Annotated in this window: 5 protein-coding genes; 1 reads left to right on the top strand and 4 read right to left on the bottom strand. The window is 44.1% G+C overall.

The features are described 5' to 3' along the window. Positions 1-812: hypothetical protein (locus tag ACWVCM_RS09915; protein ID WP_455201586.1), on the bottom strand; the 812-nt coding region annotated here is incomplete at its 3' end. 563 nt (positions 813-1,375) lie between these two features. Then, positions 1,376-1,567, bottom strand: a complete 192-nt coding sequence (locus tag ACWVCM_RS09910) for a hypothetical protein (protein WP_455201585.1) — start codon at positions 1,565-1,567, stop codon at positions 1,376-1,378. 458 nt (positions 1,568-2,025) lie between these two features. On the opposite strand from ACWVCM_RS09910, the gene ACWVCM_RS09905 reads away from it, so the two are divergent. Continuing rightward, the gene (locus ACWVCM_RS09905; protein ID WP_455201584.1) at positions 2,026-2,688 is read left to right on the top strand and encodes an endonuclease; all 663 of its coding nucleotides are present in this window, start codon (positions 2,026-2,028) and stop codon (positions 2,686-2,688) included. A gap of 10 nt (positions 2,689-2,698) precedes the next feature. Here ACWVCM_RS09905 and ACWVCM_RS09900 read toward each other — a convergent pair whose 3' ends face one another. Both ACWVCM_RS09900 and ACWVCM_RS09895 read right to left on the bottom strand, forming a co-directional pair. After that, the gene (locus ACWVCM_RS09900; protein ID WP_455201583.1) at positions 2,699-3,850 is read right to left on the bottom strand and encodes an MFS transporter; all 1,152 of its coding nucleotides are present in this window, start codon (positions 3,848-3,850) and stop codon (positions 2,699-2,701) included. Between the two features lie 95 nt (positions 3,851-3,945). Next, the coding region (locus tag ACWVCM_RS09895; protein WP_455201582.1) for a hypothetical protein at positions 3,946-4,407 on the bottom strand (462 nt) is incomplete at its 5' end.

The raw sequence follows: 4,407 nt of genomic DNA, 5'->3' as shown, positions 1-4,407 counted from the left end.
TCTTCTGCAAGCGTCATTACAATCTTTACCCTGGAGTTATCCCGTATCATGGATAGCGGTACATAAGCGATAGCATTTGGATAACGTTCCACATAAGACACCACTATATTTTTTGCTTTTACATGCACCGGATTAATTGCCGCATTGTTGTCCCGACGTTGTGATTCTGCTTCATCCGCCTGCAGCGCCGACATGTTCAGCACGCGCTGGGAAAATTTTTCGCGGTGACTATCACCTAAGGGCAAGTTGTAAAGCATTATCTTTGAGCCATCTTCCCATTGCGTTAATCGATCCATATACATGGCTCGAATTTCCTGTGCCGTTAATAGCTGATCATTTTCCTCATGAACAATCACCGCAATTTTATTTTTATTTCTGCGCTTCTCAGCCGAGCGCGCCAATAAGCCGAGTTGTCTTTTCGGTGATGCTGACTCGGATTGTTCAGCGACGGTTTGCCCGTTTTCAGGATTTTCAGATACCGCTTGATTATTCTGCTTGTTGATCTGATCTGTTTTGGCTTCAATTGTGTTTGCAGGAGCAACAACGGCCGCAACATCGTCCTGTGAATTCAGGATTTCATTTTCGCTGGATGGTAGATTTTCCGGCTTATTCACTTCAGGTTGTTGATTTCCTGAGAACACTGCCACTTCTACCTGCTTTTCTATGGGCTCATCTTCGACGAAGGGATTTTCAATTTGTGGTTTTGATTCGGCAGTTGTTGGGATTTCCAGCTTCAAATCCGGATTGTGTAATCCAAAGGAAATCGCAAATATAGCAAGAAAAATTACTATTGATATCCAGACGACACGCATATGTCAGCCCCCTATTTCAGCACAGTTAGCATCTTCCTTTAACGACCCACTCCTATGCTTTTCTCCCTTTGGACGTCCGCACCAACGAATAAAACAACAAATAGTGCACAAATGTTTTTTGATTCAGGCTAGTTCCCAGTACAAACTGTAAAGCTTGCGCAATCAACAAACGAGAACGCGATCAAAATATTATGATTTTGTATTATGGGTATTATTTTATACTCTTGCACCCGAAAGCACCACCTGCAGCTGCCTATCTCGCCTTTTCCATGGGGCACCGATTATTCATACTATATGCTCTGCGGAAATCAGGAATGGGTTTTATTACAGTAAATTGTTTATATCGATTAGTTTTATTCTTCATGATTATTAGCAAACGCTGATATAACAAACAAACTACGCGGCACAACGATCGCCCGATATTAAACTTTTACAATTTTTCTAAAATTAAAAAAAAACGACAGCCAGAACAAATTCTGACTGCCGTTTATATCTGACGTATTTAAAACTACTGCTCTACCAGGTTTGTGCAAAAGGAATGAAATTAATGCATTCCATTCAAATTACGATTGCCTGTAAATCAATCCCGGCGTGAAAAGCAGTTCATTCTTCTGTAACTGATCCAGTGGACAGCCATCCCTGTCGCATTCTGCAAGTCGATCAAAGATATATTTTTTGCCCGATTGAACAACAGAATCATAAATAGGTTTTCCTAAATGCGATCCAATAGGTTTTCCAAAACGACGTTCGCTCACGATACAGCCCTCAATAAATTTGCAAGATTAGTTAATGACCACATATCGAGTTATCGTCCTGCTCTCCTGCTCCTTTAATTGAATTAAAAAACCAAAACAGGAAAAGCTGTGACCGATCTCTCAATACGTTTCAGCAAATGCTGAATCAATTCCCGTTGCACTATTTGTACCTTGTCTAAACATAGGCAGGCCCTTGTTGTACCTTGTCTAACATAGGCAGGCCCTTGCGCAGCAACCAGGTTTCATTATCATTTACCGCGTCAGACCTTTAGCCATTCAGAAAACAAGGCCAGAACAAGTCTGTTGCCATATAAATTTCGCGGTTATGCTCTGGCAAAATCCGTGTTTCAATCAACTTGTACTTATAATAAAGTAGCTTGATATAATGCAGAACAGTCACTACGCTTGCAGAATAATTTTAAACCTATGGCTAATTCCGTAAAAATAAGACTATCTCTATGAAAAAAGCCACCTGGATACTGTTTGCCTTTACTGTGTTGACCCCATGTAATGCAGATCAGTTCCTGCTTGCCAACGCCGAGGAATCCGAGAAGGTATTCTGGAAAGAACTCTATCCTGACAGCCATTTTACGCTCTATTGTGGTGAACGATTTTCCGGCAAAAACGAAGATCTAACCATTGAGTACGTGTACCCCATTGACTGGGTAGTGGACTATCTTGGCTGCGGTACTGTTGAACAGTGTCGAAATGAAAGCCGACGCTTCAATCGCATTGAGGCTGATCTACACAATTACTATCCCGCACTTAAAATGATCAAACGCGCGCGAGGCAACTACGTTTTTGGAGACATTCCGGGCGAATTCAGAGAATTTTTTGAATGCGATTTTGAGCAGGACGTGCGAAACGAAACGGTGGAAGCCAGGACCATTGCGCGCGGTAATATCGCTCGCGCCCTGTTTTACATGCACTGGGAATACGGCTTGCCCATCAATAACCATAATATCAATACGCTTATTGCCTGGCATACTGAAGATCCACCCAGCAAGGATGAAAAGCGCCGCAACAACATCATCGAGAAATTGCAGGGAACACGTAACACCTTCATCGACAATCCCAGCAAGGCACTGCAATTAGCCAGTAAAGGAGAGATCGGAATTTAACGATGCTGCTTCAACTGGCCGATTGCCTCGCTGGTTCCGGGTGAATCCAGATCCAGCTGATCACGAATGCAAGCAAAGCCACCAGGCTGGCAATAGCAAATGCAATGGCTGCACCCATTGAATCCCAAATCAAACCACTGTACAGACTCCCCATCGCTCCCCCCGCACCAAAACTCAAACTGCTATACAAGGCCTGCCCCTTACCCTGATGGGGCCCGGTAAAATAACGATGAATCAACTCTATTGCACTGGCGTGATAAATACCAAAGCTGGCTGCATGTAAAGTTTGCGCGATTATCAGCACCCACAGGGTATCCACAAAATAACCTATCATTACCCAGCGCATGGCCGCTAACAACAAACTCACCAGCAATAAATTACGCAAACCAAATCGCGGCACCAGGTAATGCATCAGCAAGAACAGGACGACCTCGGCAATCACTCCCAGGGACCACAGTTGGCCAATCAGCCAGCGGGAATAGGCGTGTTCTTCAAGGAAGATAGTATAAAATGTGTAGTATGGCCCATGGCTCATCTGCATTAAAAAACACACTACCAGCAACGCCAATACCTGTGGACGCTTCAACAATTGAGAAAGAGGCCCATGCTCAACCGGTAAATGTTGTGCCGATTGCTCCGGTACCAGCAAACTCGTTAACCAGATCCCCGCAAACAGCACAACCAGCACAAATGGCAAAATACCTGCGCCCTGCATATCTAATACTGAGCCTATTGCAGCAACAGCAATAATGAAACCAATAGAACCCCAAAGCCGGATACTGCTATAACGGTGAGTATAATTTCCCAGGTAGTTAAACGTAGTCGCTTCAAATTGCGGTAGCGCGGCATTCCAGAAAAAACTAAAAGCCATCATTACCAGTAGCAACCACCAGAAATTGTTACTAAGGAAAACTCCGGCGAAGGTAATTGCTGCCAGGAGACATCCCGCTCGCACAATCAGCATGCGATGACCAAGATGGTCGGCAATCCAGCCCCAGATATTTGGTGATACGATTTTGGTGCCCATTATAATCGCCATAAAAATGCCAATATCGTGGGCGGAAAACCCGGAAGATTTTAGATACAAACCCCAGTAAGGTACGAGCGCACCGAGCGATGCGAAGTAGAAAAAATAAAACCCTGACAGACGCCAGTATGGCATGGAGAGAATCGTAGTTTATTGGGTGATTAATTTATTGGTGCCGGTTACCAAGCAGGATCCAGTTTCGAGCCATAGAACCTGTCGCGCTGGCATACTCAGTATAACCACAGACCGATATAAACCAGAGGAATGATCGCCAATATGACTATTGCGCCAAAGGTATACACGAGTGGCTTCTCCACCAATTCACGGCACAGAACAACACGGATCATGCTATACAGAATTGAGCTAATGACCAGCAAGCCTATAGAGTGTGGTATGAATGTATCAATAAGGTAGGAAGCCTGGGACTCTTCCCAGCGCAAAGAACCACCATAGAACAATTTACCAACGACAAATTGAACAGCATGATAATCAACCAGGGCCAGAACCAGACATAGAATACACAACAGGAAAACAAAGGTTGTTCCCATTTCATATTTCTTGGACCACAACAGCCAAAACATCGACAGCAGCGTAAAAACCAGCACGGAAACAATCCAGACAACAGCAACAACACAGGCAACACAATTGTTATCTTCGGGATTGCTGGGGCTAAAGTGCCACCACTTTGCAAT

The sequence above is a fragment of the Kaarinaea lacus genome, assembly GCF_975902315.1.
This window is presented reverse-complemented; position numbering and strand designations above follow the sequence as displayed.